Raw genomic sequence first — 24,266 nt, 5'->3', positions numbered from 1 at the left:
CTGTAGTTCCCGGTTATTTCAGATAATCTCCGGCCACGGCGATACTCTCGCGGCCGCACTCCTTGAGGGACGTGGCCAGTTCGGCAACAGCTATCCGGTCCCGCTCGGCAGCAAACTTGATGACCATCGGCAGATTCACGCCGGTCAACACCTCGATGCGGTCGGCCTCGAGGAAGGAAAGACTCATATTCGACGGCGTCCCGCCAAACATGTCCGTCATGATAAGCGCACCGTCCACGGAAACACGTTTCACGGCCTCTGCAATGCGCTCCATGATCGCATCAGCCTGATCTCCCGGCCGGATTCCGATGGTTTCGGCGGACTCAATGGGTCCTACGATCATCTCGGCCCCCCTGAGGAGTTCCTCAGCAAGGCCGGCATGGGTAACGAGCACCAATCCAATCATCTTTTCATCCCTTTTCCATATCCCTGTGGCTCACCTTCACCGCAATGCCTGCGCGGTCGAAGAATCGGCGGAGCTCTTCGACAAGAGCGACGGAACGGTGTCTGCCGCCGGTGCAGCCGATGGAGATTGTAAGATACGATTTTCCTTCCCGCTGATAGGCGGGAAGAAGATATTCGAGAAGCCCCTCGAACCGGGCAAGAAACTGGGTAGTCTCGGGTTTTTCAAGAACGAAGTTCCGGACGCCGGGGTCCAGCCCCGACAAGGGTTTGAGCTCCGGCACAAAATGCGGGTTGGATAGGAAACGGACATCCATAACCAGATCTGACTCCAGGGGAATCCCGTACCGGTAGCCGAACGACTGGAGATGGATCGTCATCCTCCGGGCACCGGCCTCTCCCTTCACCCGTGCCAGCACCATCTCTTTGAGCTGATGGACGTTCAGCTCCGACGTGTCGATGACGAGGGTGGCAAGGCGTCGGAGCCCTGACAATTGCTCGCGTTCGTAACGAATGCCCTCGGGGACCGAGCCGCTCTCCAGGGCGGGATGGCGCCGGCGGGTCTCGGAGAAGCGCCGGATCAGAACTTCGTCGGTTGCATCGAAAAAGATGATCTCAATGGTGTGTCCGGCATCATCAATCTCCTGGAAGATCTTCTCGAAGCCCTTGAGAAAATCCCTCCCCCGGATGTCCATGACCAAAGCCACCCCCGGCACCGTCTCCTGGGCTTTGTTGACCAGGTCGATGATCGTCGGAAAGAGCTGAACCGGAAGATTGTCGATGCAGAAAAACCCCTCATCCTCCAGAACGCGAACCGCCGTCGACTTGCCCGAACCGGACAGACCGGAGATTACCAGAACGCGCATCGGCTACTCCACCTCATCCCCAAGAGGACGGTTTTCCATCCGAGCCAGGAGCTTCTCCTGGAACTCCCGGGCCGAGTGGTAACCCATTCCCTTGAGGAGATGGTTGCGGGCGGCCACCTCGATGATGGAGGTAAGGTTGCGTCCGGGTCTGACGGGAATCTTGATGTAGGGGAGCTCCAGATCGAGAATGGTATATACTTCGTCGTCAAGGCCGAGACGGTCATATTCTTGCTGAGGGTCCCACTCAACCAGCTCGATCACCATCTCAATGATCTTTTTTTCACGGATAGAGGAGACGCCGAAAAGGTTCTTGATGTTGAGGACGCCAAGTCCCCTGATTTCGATGTGATACTGAATTGCCTCAGCAGCCTGTCCAACAAGGGCTGCCGGCATCTTCTTCTTCACGAACACCACGTCGTCTGCCACGAGGCGGTGACCACGTATGACCAAGTCAAGAGCGCACTCACTCTTGCCGATGCCGCTTTTCCCCAGCAGCAGAACGCCCACGCCGAGAACGTCCACGAGCACACCATGGATATGGGTCGTGGGGAGAAGCCGCTCCTCAAGAAACTTTGTAATGAGCGAGATAAAAGTTGACGACTGAAGTGGCGTCACCAGCAGGGGGATTGCTTCGCGTTCGGCCGCATCCTTGAGGAACTGGGGCGGATCAAGCCCCTTGGTGACGATGATGCAGGAAATAGGGTATTCGCAGAACTTGTCGACGAAAATCGTAGCAAGTTCCTCGTGGAGCTGGCGCAAGTAGGATATTTCGGTATTCCCGAGCACCTGTACCCGGTCCGGATGGAGGTGGTCGGTGTACCCGGTGAGGGCCAGGCCCGGCTTCTGAATGCGAGAGCTGAACACACGATGGCCGACCCCTCCCCTTCCCGCAACGAGGGAGAGGTCGAGACCGTACTCCGTGTCATTGAGGAGGTCTTCGATTGAGAGGCTGATGGTGTTCAACTGCTGATCTCCCTCCACGCCGCAAGGCAAAGGGAAGGGCGCCGCGCACGCGAATCAAATCAGCGGCGCGGCGCATCCTTCTTTATTTGCGCGACGGCTCTATGAGACCGTAGTTTCCGTCCTTGCGACGGTAGACGACATTGATGACTTCGGTGGTGGAATCGGTGAAAACGAGGAAGTCCTTGTGGAGGAGATCCATCTGCATAACCGCCTCCTCGACGGACATCGGCTTGATGGTTATGGTCTTGCTGCGGACAATAACCGGCTCTTGCTGCTGGTCGATACTCTCGGCAGTAAGGATGGTCTTCTGCACTTCGAGGGCTCGATTGTCGACGGCCGGCTTGTGGTTCTTAAGGCGCTCCTTATACCGCCGGAGCTGGCGCTCGATCTTGTCCACGACAGCGTCAATGGCAGCGTACATGTCGTTAGTTTCTTCGGCGGCCTTGATGGTGACTCCCTTTGCGGTCAGGGTCACCTCGGCCATGTGGCGGATTTTCTCCACGGTGAGGAAGACCTGTGCGGTAATGGGTTCGTCAATATATTTCTTAACCCTTTCCAGTTTTTCGGCAGCGTAGCCCTTGAGGGCATCGCTCTGCTCCATGTGCCTGAACGTTGTGGTAATTTGCATAACTTCCTCCTTGCGGTAGATGCGTTTCGGGTCACCTGCCCCTTAATTCTCTTAAATCACGAAAATGCAAACCTTCAACCCGAAACGTCGAAAGAAAATAATATACGGCGCGCAACGGCTCAGAAATGCCGCTTGCGCTCCGAAGACGATCCTATTCTCAGCATCTCACGGTACTTGGTGACCGTGCGCCGGGCGATGTTAATGCTGTGGGCCGACAGAAGATCGGCGATACGCTGGTCGCTGTAAGGCTTACGGGGATCCTCGGCCTCGACGATTTCCTTGATCTTGTTCTTGACACTCTCGGAGGCGATGAAATCACCCTCTCCCGTGGAAATGCCGCTGTTGAAGAAATACTTCATTTCGAAGAGCCCCTGGGGGGTCTGCATGTACTTGTTGGTGGTGACGCGGCTGATGGTCGACTCGTGCATGCCGATATCCTCGGCCACATCGCGGAGCACCAGGGGGCGAAGATATTCAATCCCCTTGTCGAGAAAATCGCGCTGGAACTTGGAGATGCTCTTGGCCACTTTGTAAATGGTCCGCTGCCGCTGGTGAATACTCTTAATGAGCCACATGGCCGAACGGACCTTGTCGTTGATGTATTCCTCGGCCTTGGCATCAACCTGGCCGCTCGCCTTGGCTTCTCCCGCGTAGTAGGGGCTGATCCGGAGGTTGGGGAGTCCCTCGTCGTTCAGCACCACCACGTAATCCTCTCCGATCTTGTAAACGAAAATGTCGGCGGAAATATAGTGGACGTCCTCGGAGCCATAGACCCGCCCCGGCTTGGGATCAAACCCGGCAATGATCCGCGCCCCCATGAGGACATCGTTGATGTCGACCCCGAGGGCCTTGGCAATCTGCTTGTATTTGCGGGCTTCAAGATCGTGGAGGTGATGACGCAGGATCCCCTCCACGACGCTTCCCCCCATTCCAAGCTGTTCCACCTGAATAAGGAGGCACTCCCTGAGGTCCCGCGCACCAACCCCCATGGGGTCGAATTCCTGAACCTTTTTGAGACATGTCTCGACAAGGGCTTCGTCAACGCCCTGCGATCGCGCAATTTCCTCCACTGTGGCACGGAAATAGCCGTCTTCATCGATATTGCCTATAATCTCGGCACCCACCGCCGTCTCCACGTCAGAAAACCGGGTGAGGCTCAACTGCCACATGAGGTGATCACCGAGCGTGCCCTTGCGGGTCAGGACATTTTCGTAGGAGGGGCGATCTTCGTCGTCGTAATACTGCTCGCCCGCGCTGAAATTATAACCTTCGAGATAGCTGTCCCAGTCGGTTTCGCGCAGCGTTTCCTCGCCCGCTTTCACCTCCTGGAACTCCTTGTTGTCCTCACCAGAAGGTGTCTCTTCCTTTTCGGACTGCTCCAACTGGTCCTGCTCTTTGGGTTCCTCCAGTTCGAGGGTTTCCTCAAGGACCGGATTCTCCTCCATTTCCTGACGGACAAGATCCTGAAGCTCAAGCCGTGAGAGCTGGAGAAGCTTGATGGCCTGCTGCAACTGGGGAGTCATCACCAGTTGCTGGGTCAGCTTCATCTGTTGACGCATTTCAATGGCCATAGCTGGAACACCCTAGAAACAGTTTCATGCTGCAGGATCAGAAACGCCCGCCCCGTGACGCCTGAGGCGTAGCTCACCATGGATACTGAAACGATTAAAGCCTGAATTTTTCTCCCAGATAAATCTCCCGGGCCTGCTTGCTTCCGGCAATTTTGACCGGATCGCCATACTCTATCACTTCGCCGGCGCTCATGATGTAGGCGTTATCGCATACACCGAGGGTCTCCCTCACGTTGTGGTCAGAGATCAATATCCCTATTCCACGCGCCTTCAATTCAGTAATGATCCCCTGAATATCGATCACCGCAATGGGATCGATGCCGGCAAAAGGTTCGTCAAGAAGGATGAAAAGGGGATCCGTGGCCAGTGCCCGTGCTATCTCGACCCGCCGACGCTCCCCACCGGAGAGGGCGTATCCCTTGCTTTTTGCTATATGATCAATCTTGAACTCGCCGATAAGCTCCGCAGCTCGATCACGCCGTTCAGATGACGAAAGATCCATAGTCTCCAGCACGGCCAGTATGTTTTCTTCCACCGTAAGTTTACGGAAAACTGATGGTTCTTGAGGGAGATAGCTGATCCCCATGCGCGCACGCTGATACATGGGAAGAGCAGTAATCTCTTCGTCGCCGATAAAGACCTGCCCCCCATCCGGTCGGCAGAGCCCCACAACCATGTAAAACGTGGTGGTCTTTCCAGCGCCGTTGGGTCCCAGCAGCCCCACCACCTCGCCGGTGGCAACCCGCAGGTCAACCCCATTCACGACGACACGCTTGCCGAATCCCTTCCGGAGGCCATGCGCCTGCAAAACCATATCAGCGCTGTTGGCCGCCATCCTTCCCCTTTTCCTTTGGCGTAATGACCGCCTCTACCCTTGTGTCCGGACCGCCCGTGACAATGCTTTTCTCTTCGTCTACAAAGTAGGTGATGACTTTGCCGGACACCGTATTCTCACCTTGAAAAACCTTGGGGTCGCCGGTCAGAACGATCTTCTGCTCGGCACTCTGGTAGACCCCGTCGCGAGCCGTGGCGAGGCGATCTCCCTGGACGATCCGCACGTTGCCCGATGCTTCAACTCTGTCGAGATCGCCACCATCAGCCTTGTAGTGGACAACCAGCTTGTCTGCGTAGATCGTCAGATCACCTTGGCGAGCGATGACTTTGCCGGTGAATGTTGCCGTATTATGCCTGCTGTCCGTGGACAGTTCATTGGATTTAATGGTAATAGGCTGCCCTTGCCGCCCCCCCTTTGGGAGTTGTGCGGAATGCGCGGTCCCCAGTGATACCACCACGAGGAAAAGCAGCACCGTGAGCATTCGTTTCATATTATCCCTTTTTCCCCGGCGCGACAGTCGCGGTTACGTCTCTCAAAATCCTCACCTGACGCGTCTTGACGGATAGTTCCATTCCCACGCCAGAGACGCTCATCCCACCATCGGTAAACCTTACCCTGTCATCGGTCACCACGAGGGAGCGGTTCGACTGGTAGGATGCCCGCCCCGTGGTAAACTCCATGCCGGACTCACTCTTTGCCACGACGTTTCCGGTAAGCGCCACATTTTTCGCGGCATTGAAGTAATCGGCCTGATCTGAAACAAGAGTTATCTCGCCGCTCTTGCCTCTCTCATGAAGCACCAGACGCACATCTGTCAACCTCGTAACGTCCCGCGCCTTGTCGTATTCACCCTTGCCCGCGTAGAGGTCCCACTGCCTGACACCATCCTTGGTTTCAGTGTAATGAATCTTGCTGAGGGATATCTCCACATTGCGAGGAAGGGCCGGCAACCCCTCATCTTTCTTGCCACCCGCCCCAAGCTTCAACGCCAGAGAAACGGCAATATAGAGAGTAGCAAGAACAATGACAGAGGCAAGAATATGCCTGATTTTATTGGGTTTTACCATATATTTTGCCGAAGTATACCATCTCGCCCAATCACTGTAAAGGAGATTCTAGATGTCAAGGAGAAATTTGGCACGGAGATTGAAAGATTGCATTACTCTCGCCACAAACTGGGCAAATACCGTTATGTTATGGGGAAAATGGACCGAAGACGTTCCACAACTCTCTCTTCCTGAGTTGAACATGGCCATCCTCTGCATATACAGAGCTTATCGGGAAAAGTGCTATCTGCCTTAACAGAAATTTACAGAAACCTTGAGTATGGGCTGATGTAATTTTCGTAAGCCGAGAGTTGGGTGCGTAACCAGCAGGAGGGAGTTGATGGGTGGAATGAACCTTAGGCGAGAAAGCTGAAAATCAACTAAAATAACGTGCTGTTATCTCATCCCATTTCCCCTGCCCCCTGAGCAGCAGATCACAGACTTCGCGAACGGCTCCCCAGCCACCGCGATTGCGGGTAGTGAAGTGGACATGAGGAAAAACATCCTCCACGGCATCGGCCGGAGCCGCCGCAAAGCCGACCCGGCGCAACACCGGGATATCGATGACATCATCTCCCACGAAGGCAACCTGATCATCGGTGAATCCGGTTTTTCCCAGAATCTCCCGGTACGGGGTTAGTTTGTCGAGGGACTTTTGGTAGACAAGAGAAATCCCCAGTTCCGCAGCCCGGTTAGACACGACCACCGACCCGCGGCCCGAAATGATTCCCACCTCAATCCCTGCCCTCTGAACCATTTTGATGCCATGACCATCCTTGACGTTGAAGAATTTGCTCTCAATTCCGTTGGAATCGAAGATAATCCGACCGTCGGTCATGACGCCGTCCACATCGAGGAGAAGAAGCCGTATTTTGCTGAGACGCTCTTTCATCAGGCCAGCCCCGCTTTAAGGAGGTCATGCAGGTGGATGACTCCAACCGGTTGCGCATCGTCGTCACCCTCAAAGACAAACAGTGAAGTAATGGAATACTGCTCCATCCGCTGAAGGGCTTTGGCAGCCAGTTCACCACGCTTGATCCGCTTGGGGTTGCGGCTCATGAGCTCGCCGGCCGGCAACTCCAAAACCGCGAGCCCCTTGCTGAGCGCCCGGCGGAGGTCGCCGTCGGTAATTACCCCCAGAAGCGCCCCGCTCCCGTCTACTACCCCGGTGACGCCGAGCCCCTTGGAGCTGATCACGAACAGCGCATCCCGCATGGGTGTATCGGACGTAACGATCGGCACGGCATCGCCCGCGTGCATCAGATCCCCCACCGTGAGAAGGAGCTTCTTGCCGAGGGAGCCCCCGGGATGAAACAGTGCGAAATCCTCGGGACGGAATCCACGCTCGAGCAGAAGCGCCACGGCAAGGGCGTCACCCATGGCCAAGGTGGCCGTCGTGGAAGCGGTAGGCGCCAGTCCCAGGGGACATGCCTCCTCCTTGACCGATATATCGAGAAATACGTCACCGGCCTTTGCCAGGGACGACTTCGGATTACCGGACATGGAGATCAGGGAAGCACCGAGCCGCTTGATGATGGGAAGGATTCGCACCACCTCGTCGGTCTCGCCGCTGTTGGAGATGGCGATCACCACATCACCCTTCATGATCATCCCCAGGTCGCCGTGGATTCCCTCGGCGGGATGGAGAAAGAAGGCGGGAGTGCCGGTGGAGGCCATGGTGGAGGCAATCTTCTGGCCGATAAGGCCCGATTTCCCCATACCGGTCACCACCACCCTCCCCTTGGTTGAAAGGATGCGGCGAACGGCCTGCTCAAATTCGCCATTGATGGAATCCGCAAGAGCCATGAGGGCGTCCGCTTCAATGCGGATGACTTTGCGTGCTTCTTCGATAATCATCTGAAATCCGTGATCGAGGACCGAGGACCAGAAACCGGTAAATGCATCTACCTGCTCCAGGGCGCCCGCTCCAGACTCCTATTTTACTATGGCGTCTATGGCCTTGAGTTTTTTCAGCAGAACGGGAAGGTCGTCAAGGGGGACCGAATTGGGGCCGTCGCAAAGGGCCTTGTCCGGCTCCTCGTGAACCTCCAGAAATACCCCGTCAATGCCCGTTGCCACCGCGGCACGGGAAAGATACTCCACGAACTCTCGCTGTCCGCCGGACGAACCACCCTGCCCCCCCGGGAGCTGGACGCTGTGGGTTGCGTCGAAAACCACCGGAAAACCGAACCGCCGCATGATGGGGAGGCTCCGCATGTCGGACACCAGGTTGTTGTAGCCGAAGGAGGCACCGCGCTCCGTGAGGATGATCCGCTCGTTCCCACTGGCAACGATCTTGCCGACCACATTCTCCATGTCCCACGGGGCAAGAAACTGCCCCTTCTTCACGTTCACCACGCATCCCGTACGGGCTGCTTCCACCAGGAGATCGGTCTGGCGGCAGAGAAACGCCGGAATCTGAAGAATGTCGAGAACCTCTGCCGCAGGCTGCACCTGCTCGATGGAGTGGATGTCGGAGATAACCGGAAGGCCCAGAGACTCCTTGACCTTGGCGAGGATGCGCAGCCCCTCTTTAAGCCCCGGTCCCCGAAAGGCGGTGACCGAGGTGCGGTTCGCCTTGTCATAGGAAGCCTTGAAAATGAGCGGGATCGACAACCCGTTCACGATGGTCATAAGGCGTTCAGCGCAGCGGAGCGTCGCCGTCTCGTTTTCAATAACGCAGGGACCGGCGATGAGCACCAGGGGACGGCTGCCCCCCATCTTCACGTTGCCAATGGCGATTTCTCGGGTCATGGGAACCTCGGTACCTAGACAGATGAACTAAGCCTGTGATCTCTTGCCCCGGTGTTCCAGGGCAGCGGCAATGAACGTCCTGAAGAGCGGATGGGGATTGAGGGGCTTGGACTTGAACTCCGGATGGAACTGGCAGCCAAGGAACCAGGGGTGATCCGCCACCTCGACGATCTCGACGAGGTCACCCTCCTTGTAGATGCCGGAGATGACGAGCCCTTTGGAAACCAGAATCTCCCGGAAGGCGTTGTTGAATTCGTAGCGGTGGCGGTGCCGCTCGGAGACGTCAAGGGAGCCATAGGCCCGGTGGGCGAAGGTCCCCTTCGAGAGTGAACAGGGATAGGCCCCAAGCCGCATGGTTCCTCCCTTGCGCTCCACCCCCTTCTGCTCCTCCATAAGATGAATGACCGGATTCGCGCAGTCGGGTCGGAATTCGCTGGAGAAGGCGTTGTCAAGGCCACAGACGTTGCGGGCATACTCGACAACAGCCATTTGCATGCCGAGACAGATGCCGAAAAACGGAACTTTCCGGGTCCGGGCGTACTCGATGGCCTTGATCTTTCCTTCGGTCCCCCGTTCTCCGAACCCGCCTGGCACGAGAATGGCATCGACGTCGTCCAGAAGACCGCCGAGGCCTTCGCTCTCCAGCTTCTCGGAATCGAGGTAGCGGAGGTAAACGCGGCAGTCATTGGCGATCCCGCCGTGGGTTAGGGCCTCGGCAAGGGATTTGTACGATTCGGTGAGGTTCACGTACTTACCGACGATGGCAATGTGAACCTCGCCCTTGAGCGGGTTGCGGAGCTTCTCCACTACGCTTTCCCAAGGGGCCAGGTCCGGGGCCTTGGTCCAGATGTTGAGCTTGTCCACCACCTGGTCGTCGAGCCCCTGTTTGTGGAGCGCGAGGGGGACTGCGTAGATGTGCTCGGCGTCTGCGGAGGTGATGACCCCCTTTTCCTCCACGTTACAGAAGAGGGCGATCTTCGCCTTCATGTCGTGGGGCAGATCCTTCTCGCAGCGGCAAATGAGAATATCGGGCTGGATGCCAATTTCCCTCAACTCCTTGACCGAGTGTTGGGTCGGCTTGGTTTTCAACTCGCCGGCGGTCTTGATGTAGGGAACGAGCGTCACGTGGAGATAGAGAACGTTGCCTGCGCCACGGTCGGCCTTGAACTGGCGGATCGCCTCGAGGAACGGCAGCGACTCGATGTCCCCCACGGTGCCCCCGACCTCAACGATAGCCACATCGGCACCCTTGGCATTCTCGAGAATCTTATGTTTGATCTCATCGGTGATGTGGGGAATTACCTGGACGGTCCCTCCCAGGTAATCGCCGCGACGCTCCTTCTCGATGACCGAAAAGTAGACCTGGCCCGTGGTGAAGTTGCTCCGTTTGGAAAGCCGTGCCGACGTATAGCGCTCGTAGTGGCCAAGGTCCAGGTCGGTTTCGGCGCCATCATCGGTAACGAAAACCTCACCATGCTGGAAGGGGGACATGGTACCGGGATCGACGTTAATGTAGGGGTCGAGCTTCTGCATGGAAACCCGCAGGCCCCTGGCCTCCAGGAGAGCCCCGAGGGATGCCGAGGCAAGCCCCTTGCCTATGGAGGAAACAACTCCACCGGTCACAAAGATAAACTTGGTTTTCATGAATGCTCCTAAAACAAGCCAATGGTAAGGGACATCAGAAAGGGGATTGCCTGCTTTAACCGTCCCCTCGTGCCCGCGAACCTTCAGATTTGGAATCTCGACAACTTTTCGACGACCTTATCCAGATCGCTCGGCGTATCGACACCGATCGACTCGAAGGACGTTTCCACCACCCTTATGCGGAAGCCGTTCTCCAAAACCCTCAACTGCTCCAGTTTCTCCGCAAGCTCAAGGGGAGTGGGCGCCATCCGGGCGAACGCCAGGAGGAAGTCGCGTCGATAGACATAGAGCCCCACGTGTTTGTAACACAAAAGCCGTCCGGTGACGAACGCCTCGTCCTTCAGGTCGTTCCACTTGTCGCGGAAGTTGGGGAGAGGCGAACGGGAGAAGTACAGGGCATCTCCCTCGCGATCGGTTACGACCTTAACCACATTGGGACTCAGGAAATCGTGCAGCGACTTGATACGGCTCTTGAGGGTCCCCATCCGGATCGATGCGTCGGCAACCAGAGGCGCAATTGCCTCGTCGATCATGGCAGGTTCGATAAGGGGCTCATCACCCTGAACGTTCACAATGATATCTGCATCGATGCGGGCAGCAACCTCGGCAAGACGGTCGGTACCTGTTTCGTGGGTCGCGGAAGTCATTTCCACCCGGCCTCCGAAAGCACGAACGGCTTCGGCAACCCGCTCGTCATCGGTAGCGACAATAACCTCGGACACCAGACCGGCCTTGGCTGTCCGCTCGTAGACATGCTGAACCATTGGCTTGCCAATGATCTCGGCGAGAGCCTTGCCGGGGAAACGGGTCGAGGCGTATCTGGCAGGAATGATTGCTGTTATTTTCATAACAATAGTTCCGGCTCCACCCCACACAAAACACGACGGCACGCATAAACGCCACGCATCGATGATGCCCGGCACTGAGCGCTGAATAAGACAACCGACAATAGTCCTGATGGGGGCAAAAGATTTGCTGCTGCTAGGATTGTGTCCCTTCGGCAGGTGGGACGGATAACGCTACCTCAAAGGCCGTAGCGTGTCAAGGGATGAAATGCGTTGCCGCACGGGGTTCCCTTTGGTACAGTGCCGCCCATGGGTACTATCGGACTTATTGCGGCAATGCCCGACGAGATACGGCCTTTCCTCCGACTGGCAAGCCCTGCGGCACGCTTGCACGGCGGGAGATTCCCCATTTGGCGGTTGCGGGTCGGCAATGATGACATCGTTCTCGTGGAATCAGGGATGGGGATCGACAGGGCGACAGCGGCAACCGATGCGCTCGTGGCTGCAGCCTCGCCGGTCGCCATCCTTTCCTTCGGTTTTGGTGGTGCCGCGTTGCCCGGCCTCAAAGTGGGAGACCTGGCGGTGGGAATGACAAGCTGGTTTGCCGGTACGGAGGGGATTGTCCTCCGCAGGGGAATCGACCGGAACCTGGCCGAAAAGCTGGCCGAAGAGCTCAACAGGATATGCAACGGGGTCACCCGGGGTGAAATTATCACATCCGCCCGGATTCTCAAGAAGGGCGATCTGGCTCATTCACTCCCGAACGGAATATCCTCGCCGATTCTCGACATGGAAACGGCCGCAGTGGCCGAGGCAGCCCACCGGCGCGGGATACCAATCGTGGCCCTTCGCGCCATCAGCGACGACGCTGAAGAAGAGCTTTCCTTCTCCCTCGACGAATTCACCGACGATGACATGGCAATCCGCCCCCGGAAAGTGCTGGCGACCATCGCCCGAAAGCCCTGGATCATCCCCCAGCTTCTGAGGCTTGCCCGCAACTCCCGCATCGCCGGCAAACGGCTCGCCCAGGGGGTTCTGGCAACCGCAGAGTTTCTTTCCCGCGGATAAGGGGCGGGACAGTCCCTCCGTCTATCCCTTGCGGGCCGATGCGACAGACCAGGGGAAGTCCCTCAGATGTTCCGCCAGTTCCTCCTTACGGTATCGGTTAGTGCGGCGGATAATAGTCACTGTCGATATTGCCATGGCGGGGATGATGATGAAAAGGCCGGTCAGCGCCATGAGGCGCTCGCCAATCCAGAGGGTCACACTGAGGTTGAAAACAAGGACCGAGACATAGAGGATCGGCCCGTAAAGGGCGCGCAAGGGCGGATTCGCCACCCCTGCCGGTCGTTCGCTCCGACTGCTGCCGCCCCAGGCGTCGATTCGCTGCAGCGCAAAGACGAGCATGAAACTCACGAGCCACCACCCGAGATAGTTGGAAAGGGGGACTCCGAAATGGGCTCCCACCTCCCGGTAGCCGTAGATTTGCCCCAGAAACCAACGGCTCCCCTGGAGCGCCACTGGATCGATAATGATGTCGAGGAAGACCTGGAAAAGGGAGCCCAGAAAGAGAACGGCAAAGGAGTTGCGTAGGGAGCGGGTCTCCAGCGTCACCAGATCCCAGCGCCACGCTTTGATGGGCGCAACAACGAAAATGGCAGTGGCATAGCTGCAGTAGGTGAGAAAGACATAGGAGAGTGAATCGAAAAAGGGTACCCCCGCTATCCAGAGTTCCCGGTCGCGGGTCACGTCGATGTAATAGTACCATCCGTAGGGAATGCCGGTAGTTATGGAACTAAACTCGGAAAGAAATGCGGTGAGGTATCCCACAACCGTGAAGAGAGCTATCTTGCGCCACCCCAGATGGGGAACGGCTGCCACCAGATAAGCGGCGAAAAACGCGAAAACGTAGGGGCGCATCGTAACGGTCCCGGCGGCAATTCTGAAAACATCCTCCATTCATCCCTCCTGACAAACGAAGCGCGGAAGCCGCATCATGCGACCCCGCGCCCCAATAGTACCTCATGTTTTACATTTCATCCGTTCTTCGCGCTAGAACAACGTCCCCACCATGCTTCCGATGACTGAAATGGGGCCCGTGTCGGACAGCCCCTCGGTCGCCTTGTCCAGCTTCTTCATGGCTGCCGTGGTGTCGCGGTACAGGGTATCGTCATTCACGAGCTTGCCGAGGGTACCTTGCCCATTGTTGATTTTTTTGGCGACCTCTCCGACGTTCTTTGAAGCGTCCCGGAGCTCATTGTAGAGGCTCTCGTCGTTCACGAGCTTGCCAACACTCCCCTCACCCCGGTTGATCTTGGCGGCAATCTCCTTGATGTCCTTGGCTCCGTCGTTCAGATTCGCCACGGCCCCCTTGGCATCACGGTAGAAGGCATCGTCGTTGACGAACTTGCCGAGGCTCCCCTCCCCCTTCTCGATCTTCGCGGTGACGTTCTTCATGCTCGCCGCCAGCTCGTTGGTGTTGCGGTAGAGGGATTTGTCGTTGAGAAGGAGGGCCAGCGATCCTTGTCCCCGGTCCATCTTGGTGGTGATACTGTTCATGTTTTCGATGGCGCCCCGCAGGTTCCCCCGGTTTTCGTCAAGCATGGAGGAGACCTTCTGAAACACCTCCTTCTGATTGACGGTCAGGTCCTTGATCAAGACTTTTGCGTCCTTGGCGAGGTCACCTACGTTATCCACGATGACGTCGATATTGGCGGTCTCACGGCTCTTGACCGCACTGCCGGGCGGTAGCACCGGTGCGTCGGGCGACCCGAAGGAGAGACCGAGGAACTGACCTCCGAGGAGGTTGGTGAGCCGGATGGTTGCCACCGAATCGGCTTTGATGGCAGTACCGGGCTTCACCTCGAAAGCCACTTCAACCCGGCTGTCGGCAATGGCAATTTTCGTGATCTTGCCGACCTCCACTCCCGCTAGCCGGACCGGATCGCCCAACTTGAGACCTGTGGTGCTTGAAAGGTAGGTTTTGTACGGAATGGCCTTTTGAAAGGGATTCCATTTCTCCCCAAGCTCCAGCATCACCCCGAGAAGCACAAGTCCGGCTATAAAGAAAAATCCGACCTTTTTTTCAATAGACATAATACCTCGCGCCCCCTCCGCACCGGCCTGGGCGGCCGCATTGCACACCATTTTCGCAAACCATGAAATTCCCCGATTGAAATCGACTGTTCAGAGCAGAAGCCTCGTCAGAAAATAATCAGCCGCCAGAATCAGCATAAATGAGAGGACCACAGCCCTGGTGGTGGACTGGGCGATTCCCCGGGCCCCTCCGGTAGTCTTGAAACCGGTGTAACACGACACCACCCCGATGATACAGCCAAACACCGTGGCCTTGAGAAGCCCGGCACCGATCTCCTTCAATTTGAGCGCCGTATTGAGGCTGTCGTAATAGGTTGAATAGGAAATAAAAATCTTCGGATGCAGGTGACTCAGGAGCGCCCCCCCCAGAATCCCCACGAAATCGGCGTAGATGACCAGCGCCGGAACACAGATGAGACAGGCGATAAGCCGTGGCATGGCAAGGTAGCGCACGGGGTTGATATCGAGGGTCTTGAGGGCGTCGATTTCCTCATAGACCTTCATGACCCCGATCTCGGCCGCCATGGCTGATCCGGCCCGCCCGGCCACCAAAAAGCTCGTCATGACCGGCCCCAGTTCCCGAACCATGGAGAGCCCCACAATGCCGCCGATGATGTTCTGGGTACCATACTTCTGAAGCTCGGCCCCGGTCTGGAGCGCCAGGACCATCCCCACGAAGAATGCCATGACTGAAGCCATCGGCAGCGTTTCGTAACCGATGATCGACATCTGGGTAAAGATGCTCAGGATGTTGCGCGGCGCCTCACGAAAAAACCAGACGGTCTGGCAGAGGAGCATGACCATCTCTCCCACGATTTCGTTAAACGCAATCACCCGTTTCCCTACGCGCTCGAACATGCCTGTCACGGTTCAAGCCTCGCACTGTTCGTCATAGTGCTCTCCTGTCCAGCCGCAGCCTCTCCACTCGCATCCCAGGTTATGCCGAAGGGAAGCCAGAAAAGGCTCAGGGTCTTCACCCCTTTATTTTGTCGTAACCGAATGAGTCCCTTCAGCACGGAAACGTCGGCCCGTGTGCCTTCCGAGCGGTATGAAACTAACGGAAACAATTCATAAGCCAGATCATTTCCCCTCCGCTCGTGCCAGTAAAGGTTCCAGAGAAACGATACAGTGGAATCACCGGAATCGCTCCATCGCTGGATATAGACCCGCCAGAGGGGAGCCCAACTCTGCTCGATCCCTTCCTGAGGCAAAATGGGCTCCATAAGTGCCGGAAAGCTGAACTGCTTCACTCCATGAGTGCCCCGAGTGAAGACAAAGAGAGGCCAGAATGTTGTCCGTCGCCGTTCTGCGTGGTCAACGGGCCATTGCTCCCGCAAGTCCGAATACAGGAAAAAAAGAATACGGTCGCGATCACGGCAATAGGTGTCCGACGCAAGCTCGTCGTGCCGATAGAGGGGCCAGAGATACCACCGTTTGAGGGTTTCCTTGCTCCGTTCCTCGGCATAGAAGGGAAGATAGCGCTTTACGTCTCGCTTTTCGCCCGTGGCGGTCATGATCAGGGGCCAAAGGTAGCGTCGCTCCTCCTGCTTCGCCTCCCGGTCGCTGGTCCAACCCATAAAAGGCCAGAGATAGGTACGGGAAGAGAGCCGGGGGGATTCGGTAGCCGAATAAAGAGGGAAAACGGTGAGCCGCTCCGTTGGGTTGTCCGTGTCGAGCCCCTTCCGCTCATGGAAGTAGAAGGGCCAGAGGATGAAGCGACGTTCGTAGCTCCCTTCCTTGGCGGCGCTGCCGTATAGGGGCCAAAATTGGAAGCCGTTCTCCCCCACCCCTGAGGTGGTCGAGAAAAACGGATAGAGGTAGTTTCGCGTCGTGGTATCCTTCTTGACCGTGCGACTGTAAAGCGGGAAGAGGGTGAAGTGGATCTCGTCCCGCCAGAATCGCTCATAAAGCGTTCCGTAAAACGGAAATACCGAGGTATACGGTCCATAGGTTTCCGATTTGCCGCGAATATAGAACGGAAAGAGCATGGAATCGCTCTTCACCTTGTCCGGCTCATCCTTGCGGAACGTATTAACCTGTAAGAGCTGCAACACCTGAAAGGTCGACACTTCCGGAGCTTCCCGCGACGAGGCGAGCGGATAGAGATAGCTCGTTGTTGCGCTATGCTCCCGTTCATCGACGGTGCGGTAGACAAAGGGACGGACCGCAGTTGTCCTTTCTCCCCCCTGCTGCTGGACCTTGATCAGGGGACCCAGGATCGAAAGATTACTGAAGCCGTTGCCGGGACTCTCCCGATAGTCGAAGAACGGCCAGAGGGTCACTATCGTTCCCTGCTCCGCCTCATCCCCTGCCGACGCTTCAAGGGGCGCAGCCAGGAACATCGCGAGAACACAGAGGATAAACAGGATGCGAAGACGCATGGAGGGTAATTCCACCGTGTCAAAAAAATGTACAGACTGCTTACATACCCTCATGAACCGGGGTGAGTCAACAAAAAATCCCCTCTAGCGCCCGTTCATAGAGAAAGAGGCCCACGTATGACGCAGGCCTCTCGGAAATGCTCACGGGGTAGATCTACTGCTCAGTATTTCTGGTCGGCATAGTCGACCCACCCGCCCGCGAGGACGAGGGCCCTGTCGAAAGGTGAAACATCGAAAGTAATTATCTCTTTCCTTCCTCCTCCCGAAATGGTCAGGGTCTGCTTCTCAACATCGATGCCAATGGCGGTGTCAGGGCAGTTGTCAAAGGAAAAGAGGAGATCGATCTTCTCCTTCGGCAACTCGATGGCTGCCATGCCACAGTTGAACATGTTCTGTCGGAAAATCCGGGCAAAAGACTCCGCGATAACGGCGGTGATGCCGTTGACCTCGAAAACCCAGGGTGCATGCTCCCGGGAGGAACCGCACCCAAAGTTTGCCCGGGACACGATGACCCGTGCGGACCTGGTCTTCTCACCCTTCGGATCGAAGCCCGGGAGCTTCAAGTCCTCAAGAATATAGGGTTTCAGATCTTCCTTCGTGATTTCGGTCAGGTACTTGGCCGGGATGATCTCATCGGTATTGATATCGGCGCGGTCGAGAAAGAGTACGGGGCCGCCAAATTGTTTCATGGTGCATTCTCCTTGAAAAAGTCGGTCACAGGTGGCCAGTATCCAAAAGGGCTACCGTCCCATCCATTTGCATGATTACAGGTACTTCCGGGGATCGGCGATCACCCCTTCGATGGCCGTTGCTGCGCTCGTGGCCGGGGACATGAGGTGGACCATCCCCCCCTTCCCCATCCGCCCCATGAAGTTGCGGTTCGTGGTGGATGCACAGACCTCCCCTTCAGCCAAGACGCCGTTGCTCATGCCAAGGCAGGCACCGCAGGTGGGATTCGTGACGCAGAAACCCGCCTCCATGAAAATGTCGATAAGCCCCTCGGCCATGGCGTCCTTGTAAATCTTCGGCGTGGCCGGGGAGAGAATCCCTCGCACCGACGGGGCAATCTTTTTCCCTTTGAGAATCCGGGCAGCAATCCGCAGATCTTCAAGGCGGCCGTTAGTGCAGGAGCCCAGATAGACTTGATCAACAGGAGAACCGGCAATTTCGCTGATCGGCTTCACCTGATCGGGCTTGTAGCCGAAGGTGACGATCGGCTCGAGGACAGAAACGTCAAAGTCGAGCACCCGCTCGTAGACAGCGTCGTCGTCGGAGCGCCATGTGCTGAACTCGGCGAGGGCAGCCTCTTTGGACGGGTACTCGTTCTCAATGAAGGGCCAGAGGTATTCCACCGTCACCATGTCGGGCATGCAGATGCCGGAGGTGCCTCCCGCCTCGATGGCCATGTTGCAAAGTGTCATCCGCGACTCCATGGTCATGGCGTCCACCACCGGTCCCCGGAACTCCATGACCCGGTCAGTAGCGCCGTTGACGCCGAGCTGGCCGATGACGTAGAGGATGACATCCTTTGCATAAACGCCCTTGGGAAGGGTGCCGTTCAGGTTGATCCGGATGCTCTTGGGCTCACGGAAAGCGCAGACCCCTTTGAGAATACCGACCTCCAGGTCGGTAGTGCCGACACCGGCGGCAAAGGCACCGAAGGCGCCATGGGTGCAGGTATGGGAATCGCCCATGATGACTGTGTAACCGGGGCGGATGTACCCCTTCTCGGGGAAGAGTGCGTGACACACGCCGTTATGCCCCACATCGAAGAAGTCCTTGATGGCGTGTCGCCGTGCCCAGTCGCGCAACATTTTCGCCTGGGTGGCGGTCTTCGAGTCCTTGCTCGGCGTGACGTGATCAATCACCGCCTTGATCTTCGTGGGGTCAAAAACCCGGTCTTTACCTCGCGCCATCAGGTCGGCAATGGCTATGGGAGTGGTAATTTCGTGGCACATCACCACGTCGAGCCGGAGCACCTTGGTGCCGGAAAACGGCTCATCGACCAGGTGGCTTGCAAAAATTTTTTCCGCTGTAGTCTTCCCCATATGAACTACCCTTTCGCAGTGTAATGAAAGTATGGTGGCCACTCTAAACAAAGCCCCCTAATAAATCAACGTAATATTTGTTCGGTCCGGCTTAACATTTGCTTGCACGATTATGGCGTGCTATCATACCCAAATTTCAGAGGGAGTTGGCAGGCAATGGAATTGAACTTTACCCGCACTAATGGCGAAATTGACACTCTGATCGACACCCTCATGGAGAAGGTCGATGCCATCCATCACCCGGCGATGATCCGTGAGATGATCATTTCCGCCCTCAAGTCCGGCCAGGAGTGCGATTATCTGGCAGACCTGAAACTTCTCAACAACACCATGAAGGAGATGCGTTACACTACCAACGTTTTTGCCCCCTACCGGGAGAAACGGAAGGTTACCATTTTCGGGTCGGCGCGCACGGAACCCCAGGAATCTATCTATCAGACATGTGTCCGTTTCAGCCGTAAACTTGCCGAGAAAGGTTTCATGATCATCACCGGTGGCGGACCGGGGATCATGCAGGCAGGAAACGAAGGCGCCGGCAGCGAGCACTCCTTTGCCGTCAACATCCGTCTTCCCTTTGAGCAACAGCCCAATCCAGTCATGCTCAAAAACCCCCGACTCATCAACTACAAGTACTTCTTTAACCGGAAGGTTGCCTTTGTTAAGGAATCGAACGCCCTTGCCGTCTTTCCTGGCGGTTTCGGCACTCTTGACGAGGCAATGGAGGTATTCACCCTCATTCAGACCGGAAAGACCTCACCAAAACCCCTGGTGCTCATTGACGATAACACCGGCTATTGGGATCGCTGGTTCGACTTCGTGAAGAATTGCATACTTGGGAAAGGGTTTATCTCTGCGGAAGACTTCTCCATTTTCACCATAACCCGCGACGAAGACGAAGCAATCCGTGTCATCGATGATTTTTACCGCAATTACCATTCACTCCGATTCTTCGAAAGAAGGCTCATCATCCGCCTCAACAAGGAGCTGACCCCCGAACAGATCGAGGAACTGGAGAATGAGTTTCCCGAATTACGATTGCCGGGGACCCGCATCCTCCCCTGCGCTCCTCTCCCAGAAGAGGCCGATGAACCCAACCTGTTGAAACTGCCCCGCATCTCTCTGCAGTTCAATCACCAGCATTACGGCCTCCTTATCGCCTTTATCCGAAAGCTCAATATGTTCTAAATACGGAAGGGAAAAACCTTGACAACGTAATTATACGCTGTTAATTTTTTAAAGTAGCAAGTTTCGGAAGCTTTACGCAGCAAATGAAAACCAGAACAAAGACGTACATGCTTTGCGGTTTTCCTGCCCCAAGACTCCGGAAACTTTAGCAACATCCCACGAAGTTCCGGCACTGATCCGGAGGCACCAAAAAAGGAGGTAGGAAAATGGCACAGGGCAAGGTTAAGTGGTTCAACGACGCCAAAGGTTTCGGCTTCATTGAGCAGGAGAACGGGGAGGACGTGTTTGTTCACTTCTCAGCCATCCAGTCCGACGGGTTCAAGACCCTTGCTGAAGGCGAAGCTGTCACCTTCGATGTGGTCACCGGTCCCAAGGGACTCCAAGCAGCCAACGTAAAAAAAGCTTAATCGATTCATCCCCTAACAGACACGAAACCCCGCTGAATTATTCAGCGGGGTTTCGTTTTTTCAGACAAGCGCCTCATTGAAATCTCAACTGTCGGCGAGAGCCACCGAGGTCTCTCACCGACATCAGATCACAGACTTTCGTGGATTCGCTCTATCTTTGCATTGAGTCGATTGAGCGCGTTGATATAAGCCTTTGCCGACGCCTCAATTATGTCTGTGGAAGAACCTCGCCCCACAACCGTTTCGTTGCCGTCTGTCACCCGCACGGTCACTTCGCCTTGGGCATCGGTCCCGCCGGTAATGGATCCGACATTATACTGCTGAAGCTTCGCCTTGGTCTTGGTCAGCTTCTTGATTGCCTTGAGAGTCGCATCAACCGGGCCATCCCCCAGTTCGGCAGTTCGCACCGCCGTACCGTCAATCTCCATTTGCACCGTCGAAGTGGCGACCGCAAAGGAACCGCACGTGACCGTGATATGAGAGAGCCGGAACTTCTCCGCCGGACGCATCACTTCGTCTGCAACCAATGCGTCAAGATCCTCGTCGAAAACCTCTTTCTTCAGATCAGCCAAGGCCTTGAAACGCTCAAAGGCGCGGTTCAGGTCTTCATCGGAAAGCTCGTACCCAAGTTCCGCAAGCCGCTTCTTGAATGCGTGACGTCCCGAATGCTTGCCGAGCACCAAAACGTTCGTCTTGAGCCCGATTGATTCCGGAGTCATGATTTCGTAGGTCGATTTCTCCATGAGCACGCCATGCTGATGTATGCCCGACTCATGGGCAAAGGCGTTGGCCCCTACAATCGCCTTGTTGGGCTGAACTCCGATGCCGGTAATAGTGGAGAGAAGCCGACTGGCAGGGACGATCTGTTCGTGGTCAACGTTCGTCCTGAAGGGAAGGATGTCGTGGCGGGTCTTGATAGCCATGACGAACTCTTCAAGGGAGCAGTTTCCCGCCCGCTCACCAATACCGTTGATGGTACACTCCACCTGACCTGCCCCAGCCTGAACCGCTGCAATGGAGTTCGCCACGGAAAGCCCCAGGTCATTGTGGCAATGGACCGAAATGACCGCCTTTTCAATATTGGAAACGTTTTCCTTGAGGTGACGGATGATGTTGAAGTACTCGAAGGGGATCGTGTAGCCGACAGTATCGGGAATATTCACCGTCGTGACTCCGGCGTCGATTACCGCCTCCACCATTTGCACCAAGAAGGCCAGGTCGGTACGGACGGCATCCTCGCAGGAAAATTCCACATTTGGCGTGTAGGATTTCGCTCGCTTCACCGCTTTGACCGCATTCTCAAGCACCTGCTCACGAGTCATCTTCAGCTTGTACTTCATGTGGATATCAGAGGTGGCGATAAAAGTATGGATACGCCCCTTCTCACCTGCGTACTTAAGTGCCTCCCAGGCCCGGTCGATATCCTTGTCGCTGGAACGGCAAAGGCCAGCGATCTCCGGTCCCTTGATGGTCTGGGCAACCCGTTTGACCGCCTCGAAATCCCCCTCGGAAGCGATGGGAAATCCCGCTTCGATGACATCGACGTTCAGCTTCAGAAGCTGCTTGGCAACGCGCAGTTTCTCATCGATGTTCATGCTGTTGCCCGGCGACTGCTCACCGTCGCGAAGCGTTGTATCGAAAATCTTGATGGTCTTCAGTTCCGCCATGGTCTACCTCCCTTTGCGTGATGGATGTCTCATGCCACCGACGGGTTGATCAAGGCCGTCAGTGTTCACGTGAGCGCAAAAATAAAAAAAGCCTTCGCCCAGACAAGGGACGAAGACTTTGCTCCGTGGTACCACCCTTTTTATCCTCCCCAAGTGAGTAAAAATCTCACTGAAGCGGACCTCATTTTTCCCTTCACGCGGGCGACGTCTCCGGCTAGGGGACACTGGTCATGTCCGCGTTCACCGGAGCAGCTCCGAGGCGAGTTCATCCGTCCTTATACCGGTTCGCACCACCCACCGGCTCTCTGGAAACTGTACAATAAGGATGAGGACTACTACTCCTCTTCTCTGCCTTTACGATTTGTCCTGTGATAATAGGAAACAACGAGACAGCATGTCAAGACAATTCCACTTGGATTCCGCAAGGTTCCAAAGCTTCAAATCTTGTTTGTCCTAACCAAATTCAAGGCCGCTTCATATCCGTGGATAGCTCAGGGCTCTTCCTTGGTGTGTTTGTTATGGATCGCCTTCTCGAGTCTGCGCCGCCGTGGCCAGGTCATCAAGAAACCGACAATCCCCGAAAACGTGTAGCAAATGAAAATCAGAAAGAGCATGACGACCGGTTCTGCCGCAATAACCACCAGGAGAAGCACCGCAAGCACGAGAAAGGCAAAGGGCTGGCGCTTGATCAACTCAGGATCCTTGAAGGAGTAGTACCGGAAGTTGGAAACCATGAGAAAGGCGAGAAGATAAATGAGGACCAGGATCGCCAGTTTCTTGTAAGAACTGGGCCAGCCGAAGTGGTAGAAAAGAAGCACCATGGCCGACACCATACTCGCAGCCGCAGGGGTCGGTAGTCCCACGAAACGCTTGCTCTCCACCGTGTTGACCTGAACGTTAAAGCGGGCCAACCTGAGCGCCCCGCAGGCGACAAAGAGAAACGCCGCAAGCCACCCCAAGCGGCCAAAGGGTTGGAGCGCCCACTTGTATGTGAGGAGTGCCGGAGCGACACAGAAGGATACCACATCCGCGAGCGAGTCGTATTCGACCCCGAACTTGCTGGAGGTGCCGGTAAGCCGCGCAACCTTGCCGTCAAGGCCATCAAAGATGGAGGAGACAAGAATCCAGAGCGCGGCGGTCTTGAAATCGCCGTTCATGGTGGCGACCATACCGTAAAAGCCGGCAAACAGGCTTCCCGTGGTAAAGAGATTCGGAAGGATGTAAATCCCCTTCCGCATGCTCTCGCTCATGTCAATCTTTTCACCATTCATGGCAGTAACCCCAGGATAGTTTCGCCGGCAACGGTCTTGTCGCCCATCCTGACGCGTACTGCAGTTTCACTCGGGAGATACACATCGAGGCGGGAACCGAAGCGGATCAAACCGTAACGTTTTCCGCGCACGAGTTGATCTCCCTTGGCAGCGTAACAGACAATGCGGCGTGCGATGAGGCCTGCCACCTGAACAACAATCATCTTCATTCCCTTGGCAGTTTCAATGATAAGCCCCGCCTGTTCGTTCTCGAACGTTGCCCGGTCGTCGCGAACATCAAGGAACTTCCCCTTGATGTAAAAGGTGTCCAGCACTTTGCCGGTTATCGGCACCCTGTTCACATGAACATTGAAGACCGACATGAAGATGCTGATCTTGGTCATCTCCTCGCCCAAGTGCTCTTCGCGGGAAGGCCCCAGGTAGATGACCACGCCGTCAGCCGGAGCAATCACCGCGTTTTCATCCGCCGGGGTGGTGCGCTCGGGATTACGAAAGAAAAAAACGATAAAAAGGGTCAACGCTCCGAAAAACACCGCCAGAAAGAAGAATGCGGGAATTTTTGAGCCGAGGACGGCCAGCACTACGGCAATGAGCACGGCACCGGCGATAAAGGGGTATCCCTCCGCAGCTATGGGAGTATTTGAGTTGCGCATCAGAGAACCTCGGGTTTTGGACAATAATAAACCAAACGACCGCCCCGTGGCGACCGCATTTTTC

At 56.1% G+C, this 24,266-nt stretch carries 25 protein-coding genes and 1 other annotated feature; of the genes, 3 read left to right on the top strand and 22 right to left on the bottom strand.

Going from position 1 to position 24,266, the window contains the following annotated elements:
* Positions 1–13 precede the first annotated feature (13 nt).
* From GMET_RS06480 to kdsB, 13 genes are all read right to left on the bottom strand, one after another.
* Positions 14–406, bottom strand: a complete 393-nt coding sequence (locus GMET_RS06480; protein ID WP_011365798.1) for a PTS sugar transporter subunit IIA — start codon at positions 404–406, stop codon at positions 14–16.
* Between the two features lie 4 nt (positions 407–410).
* Positions 411–1,268 carry an RNase adapter RapZ gene (gene rapZ / locus GMET_RS06475; RefSeq protein ID WP_004512080.1) on the bottom strand — a complete coding sequence of 286 codons (858 nt, stop codon included), beginning with the start codon at positions 1,266–1,268 and terminating at the stop codon, positions 411–413.
* Positions 1,269–1,271: 3 nt separating this feature from the next.
* Positions 1,272–2,231: an HPr(Ser) kinase/phosphatase gene (hprK, locus tag GMET_RS06470; protein WP_004512081.1), complete on the bottom strand. Its 960-nt coding sequence runs from the start codon at positions 2,229–2,231 to the stop codon at positions 1,272–1,274.
* Between the two features lie 82 nt (positions 2,232–2,313).
* Positions 2,314–2,859: a ribosome hibernation-promoting factor, HPF/YfiA family gene (gene hpf, locus GMET_RS06465; RefSeq protein WP_011365797.1), complete on the bottom strand. Its 546-nt coding sequence runs from the start codon at positions 2,857–2,859 to the stop codon at positions 2,314–2,316.
* A 119-nt stretch (positions 2,860–2,978) separates the two neighbouring features.
* A complete protein-coding gene (rpoN, locus tag GMET_RS06460) occupies positions 2,979–4,430 on the bottom strand; it encodes an RNA polymerase factor sigma-54 (protein WP_004512083.1) in 1,452 nt (483 codons plus the stop codon).
* A gap of 94 nt (positions 4,431–4,524) precedes the next feature.
* Positions 4,525–5,265 (bottom strand): LPS export ABC transporter ATP-binding protein, encoded by a 741-nt coding sequence (gene lptB / locus GMET_RS06455; protein ID WP_004512084.1) that lies wholly within the window; start codon positions 5,263–5,265, stop codon positions 4,525–4,527.
* Entirely contained in the window at positions 5,246–5,755 is a 510-nt protein-coding gene (gene lptA / locus GMET_RS06450) for a lipopolysaccharide transport periplasmic protein LptA (protein ID WP_004512085.1), read from the bottom strand. The genes lptB and lptA overlap by 20 nt, the downstream gene beginning before the upstream one ends.
* A gap of 1 nt (position 5,756) precedes the next feature.
* Positions 5,757–6,332, bottom strand: a complete 576-nt coding sequence (gene lptC, locus GMET_RS06445) for an LPS export ABC transporter periplasmic protein LptC (protein WP_004512086.1) — start codon at positions 6,330–6,332, stop codon at positions 5,757–5,759.
* A 355-nt stretch (positions 6,333–6,687) separates the two neighbouring features.
* The gene (locus GMET_RS06440; RefSeq protein WP_004512088.1) at positions 6,688–7,203 is read right to left on the bottom strand and encodes a KdsC family phosphatase; all 516 of its coding nucleotides are present in this window, start codon (positions 7,201–7,203) and stop codon (positions 6,688–6,690) included.
* Complete coding sequence (locus tag GMET_RS06435; RefSeq protein ID WP_004512089.1) at positions 7,203–8,168, bottom strand: KpsF/GutQ family sugar-phosphate isomerase; 966 nt, start codon at positions 8,166–8,168, stop codon at positions 7,203–7,205. The genes GMET_RS06440 and GMET_RS06435 overlap by 1 nt, the downstream gene beginning before the upstream one ends.
* A gap of 78 nt (positions 8,169–8,246) precedes the next feature.
* Positions 8,247–9,065 carry a 3-deoxy-8-phosphooctulonate synthase gene (kdsA, locus tag GMET_RS06430; RefSeq protein ID WP_004512090.1) on the bottom strand — a complete coding sequence of 273 codons (819 nt, stop codon included), beginning with the start codon at positions 9,063–9,065 and terminating at the stop codon, positions 8,247–8,249.
* 27 nt (positions 9,066–9,092) lie between these two features.
* Positions 9,093–10,709 (bottom strand): CTP synthase, encoded by a 1,617-nt coding sequence (locus GMET_RS06425; RefSeq protein WP_004512091.1) that lies wholly within the window; start codon positions 10,707–10,709, stop codon positions 9,093–9,095.
* Between the two features lie 83 nt (positions 10,710–10,792).
* A complete protein-coding gene (gene kdsB, locus GMET_RS06420; protein ID WP_004512092.1) occupies positions 10,793–11,557 on the bottom strand; it encodes a 3-deoxy-manno-octulosonate cytidylyltransferase in 765 nt (254 codons plus the stop codon).
* A gap of 246 nt (positions 11,558–11,803) precedes the next feature.
* Between kdsB and GMET_RS06415 the strand changes: the two genes are divergently transcribed.
* Positions 11,804–12,562, top strand: a complete 759-nt coding sequence (locus GMET_RS06415; RefSeq protein ID WP_011365796.1) for a phosphorylase — start codon at positions 11,804–11,806, stop codon at positions 12,560–12,562.
* A gap of 21 nt (positions 12,563–12,583) precedes the next feature.
* Here the strand turns inward: GMET_RS06415 and GMET_RS06410 are convergent, their stop codons facing one another.
* From GMET_RS06410 to GMET_RS06385, 6 genes are all read right to left on the bottom strand, one after another.
* Positions 12,584–13,453 carry a carotenoid biosynthesis protein gene (locus GMET_RS06410; RefSeq protein WP_004512094.1) on the bottom strand — a complete coding sequence of 290 codons (870 nt, stop codon included), beginning with the start codon at positions 13,451–13,453 and terminating at the stop codon, positions 12,584–12,586.
* A 93-nt stretch (positions 13,454–13,546) separates the two neighbouring features.
* A complete protein-coding gene (locus GMET_RS06405) occupies positions 13,547–14,590 on the bottom strand; it encodes an MlaD family protein (RefSeq protein WP_011365795.1) in 1,044 nt (347 codons plus the stop codon).
* 90 nt (positions 14,591–14,680) lie between these two features.
* Positions 14,681–15,448, bottom strand: a complete 768-nt coding sequence (locus GMET_RS06400; RefSeq protein ID WP_011365794.1) for an MlaE family ABC transporter permease — start codon at positions 15,446–15,448, stop codon at positions 14,681–14,683.
* Between the two features lie 5 nt (positions 15,449–15,453).
* Positions 15,454–16,971, bottom strand: a complete 1,518-nt coding sequence (locus GMET_RS06395; protein ID WP_004512097.1) for a hypothetical protein — start codon at positions 16,969–16,971, stop codon at positions 15,454–15,456.
* Between the two features lie 161 nt (positions 16,972–17,132).
* Positions 17,133–17,660, bottom strand: coding sequence for a 3-isopropylmalate dehydratase small subunit (locus GMET_RS06390; protein WP_004512098.1), 528 nt, complete (start codon positions 17,658–17,660; stop codon positions 17,133–17,135).
* Between the two features lie 75 nt (positions 17,661–17,735).
* Entirely contained in the window at positions 17,736–19,019 is a 1,284-nt protein-coding gene (locus tag GMET_RS06385; RefSeq protein ID WP_004512099.1) for a 3-isopropylmalate dehydratase large subunit, read from the bottom strand.
* A 156-nt stretch (positions 19,020–19,175) separates the two neighbouring features.
* Here GMET_RS06385 and GMET_RS06380 point away from each other — a divergent pair, with 156 nt between their 5' ends.
* On the top strand, positions 19,176–20,204 hold the full coding sequence (locus GMET_RS06380) for a TIGR00730 family Rossman fold protein (protein ID WP_004512100.1): 1,029 nt from the start codon (positions 19,176–19,178) through the stop codon (positions 20,202–20,204).
* 206 nt (positions 20,205–20,410) lie between these two features.
* Complete coding sequence (locus GMET_RS06375; protein ID WP_004512101.1) at positions 20,411–20,611, top strand: cold-shock protein; 201 nt, start codon at positions 20,411–20,413, stop codon at positions 20,609–20,611.
* 128 nt (positions 20,612–20,739) lie between these two features.
* Here the strand turns inward: GMET_RS06375 and GMET_RS06370 are convergent, their stop codons facing one another.
* From GMET_RS06370 to GMET_RS06360, 3 genes are all read right to left on the bottom strand, one after another.
* The gene (locus tag GMET_RS06370; protein ID WP_004512102.1) at positions 20,740–22,278 is read right to left on the bottom strand and encodes a 2-isopropylmalate synthase; all 1,539 of its coding nucleotides are present in this window, start codon (positions 22,276–22,278) and stop codon (positions 20,740–20,742) included.
* A 102-nt stretch (positions 22,279–22,380) separates the two neighbouring features.
* Positions 22,381–22,636, bottom strand: a binding site (T-box leader).
* Between the two features lie 133 nt (positions 22,637–22,769).
* A complete protein-coding gene (gene pssA, locus GMET_RS06365; protein WP_004512103.1) occupies positions 22,770–23,549 on the bottom strand; it encodes a CDP-diacylglycerol--serine O-phosphatidyltransferase in 780 nt (259 codons plus the stop codon).
* Positions 23,546–24,202, bottom strand: a complete 657-nt coding sequence (locus tag GMET_RS06360) for a phosphatidylserine decarboxylase family protein (RefSeq protein ID WP_004512104.1) — start codon at positions 24,200–24,202, stop codon at positions 23,546–23,548. The genes pssA and GMET_RS06360 overlap by 4 nt, the downstream gene beginning before the upstream one ends.
* Positions 24,203–24,266: the final 64 nt, after the last annotated feature.

The organism is Geobacter metallireducens GS-15, from assembly GCF_000012925.1.
GTDB classification, from domain to species: domain Bacteria; phylum Desulfobacterota; class Desulfuromonadia; order Geobacterales; family Geobacteraceae; genus Geobacter; species Geobacter metallireducens.
This window is presented reverse-complemented; position numbering and strand designations above follow the sequence as displayed.